This is a genomic window from Protofrankia sp. Cr1 (genome assembly GCF_963555865.1).
GTDB lineage: Bacteria > Actinomycetota > Actinomycetes > Frankiales > Frankiaceae > Protofrankia.
In genome coordinates this window covers 1-1,466 of the sequence record NZ_CAUVXO010000203.1, presented here as the reverse complement: position 1 = coordinate 1,466, position 1,466 = coordinate 1, and the positions used below count along the sequence as shown (strand labels likewise).

Here is a 1,466-nt window from a genome sequence, read left to right as displayed (position 1 = left end):
CACCCGGGCCGACGCCGCCTCCCAGCTGTTGCTGGACGCGGTCAACGACGGGCTCGCCGTGGCCGCCACCGCCGCGGCGCTCAACGCGCTGCGCGCGCAGGCCGTCGACCTGCGTCGGGCCCGGGTCATCCTCGTTGACCCGGCACGAGGCGGGGACCTGGCTGGTCTCCTGGTCGCGGCCGGGATCGGTGACATCACCCTCTACGACCCGGTGGAGTACGGCATCCAGGCGCTGCATGCCGTTGCCGACCAGACGGATCTGGTCATCGACCTGATGGGTCTCGCCGCACCACCGCTGGGCGTCCCGGTGCTGCGGACCCGGTTGGAAACCCCACCCCCGATGCTGGCCGCCACCACCGGGCCGCGCCCGCTGCACGCGCTGCCGGGTCTTGTCAGCGCGGCCGTCACCACCCGGATGCCGATTACTCCCGCGGCACGGCTGGCTGCCGCGTACGCCCTGGCCGCGCAGGCGGAACCCGGTGCCCTGCTGCCCGCGCTGGACCATCCGGAACTGACCGAGGCCGTCGCCGTTGCCGCCATTCGGGCGCTCACCGCGTCGCAGTGAGCAGCGCCGCGGGGGAATTGCCATTCCACCGCCGGGGTGCTTTGACGTATGCAGCTGTCCAAGGCCGCGTGCTGATGCGATCATCGTTACATGAGTGGGGGAGCGGACGAGCGTCGTGACTTCTTCGTATCGTACGCACGGGCGGACCGCGGGCTCTTAACGATGTGAATCTGATGCTACTGCCACAACACCAGATTCACATCGTTCCCAAAGAACGCCCGGCAACAGGTCGTTCCGAACAGCGAGGGGGTTTCCCTGGGTCGGCCTGGGGCGCGCGACGGTGGTGGTGTCGCGCGCCCTTTGGCTGGTCAGGCGTGCTGTGAGCGGATGGTCGGGAGCTGTGCGGTGCGGGCGGGGCTGTACTGGTAGTTGGTGACCAGGCTGACCGCGAGTACGGCGAGTCCGCTGCCGAGGTAGAAGGCGGAAAGCCTGCCGTCGGTGTCGGTGAATGACAGTGCGACCGGTGCGAGGATGAGGAGAGCGGCGGCGAGGTAGTCGCCGGCCGAGTGCACGGTGAAGGGCAGTACCTTGACGACGCCGAGCGGGTAGCGGGTGAGCATGCTTACCACGGCGATGACGATTCCCACGGTGACGCCGGTTGCGACTGCGAGCGATGAGCCGCCGGCCGCCAGCGGGACGATGATGAGCAGTGCTGCGACGGCGTAGTCGGCGACGGCGTGGAACCAGGCGGGCAGGAAGCGGACGAGGGACATGGCGGAACCTCCAGGCGTTGGTCGGGTCTGTCGACGGTCCGGTTGTGCTTTCCGCCTGTTGTTCGGCGCCCGATGGCGGTCGGATGGGTCCGCGGACCGCCTTACCGCCTCAATCCGCTGTCGTCTCGCCGACATCACCGGGATGACTCCGTCGGATGGGGGTGCGGCTACCGGCGGTGCTCTTCGCG

General features: G+C 69.2%; 1 protein-coding gene and 1 pseudogene. One reads left to right on the top strand and one right to left on the bottom strand.

The features are described from left to right. Window positions 1-565: pseudogene (locus U9980_RS16060) on the top strand (malic enzyme-like protein); the annotation flags it as partial. Between the two features lie 308 nt (window positions 566-873). Here the strand turns inward: U9980_RS16060 and U9980_RS16055 are convergent. After that, window positions 874-1,278 carry a hypothetical protein gene (locus U9980_RS16055; protein WP_322768658.1) on the bottom strand — a complete coding sequence of 135 codons (405 nt, stop codon included), beginning with the start codon at window positions 1,276-1,278 and terminating at the stop codon, window positions 874-876. Window positions 1,279-1,466 lie beyond the last annotated feature (188 nt).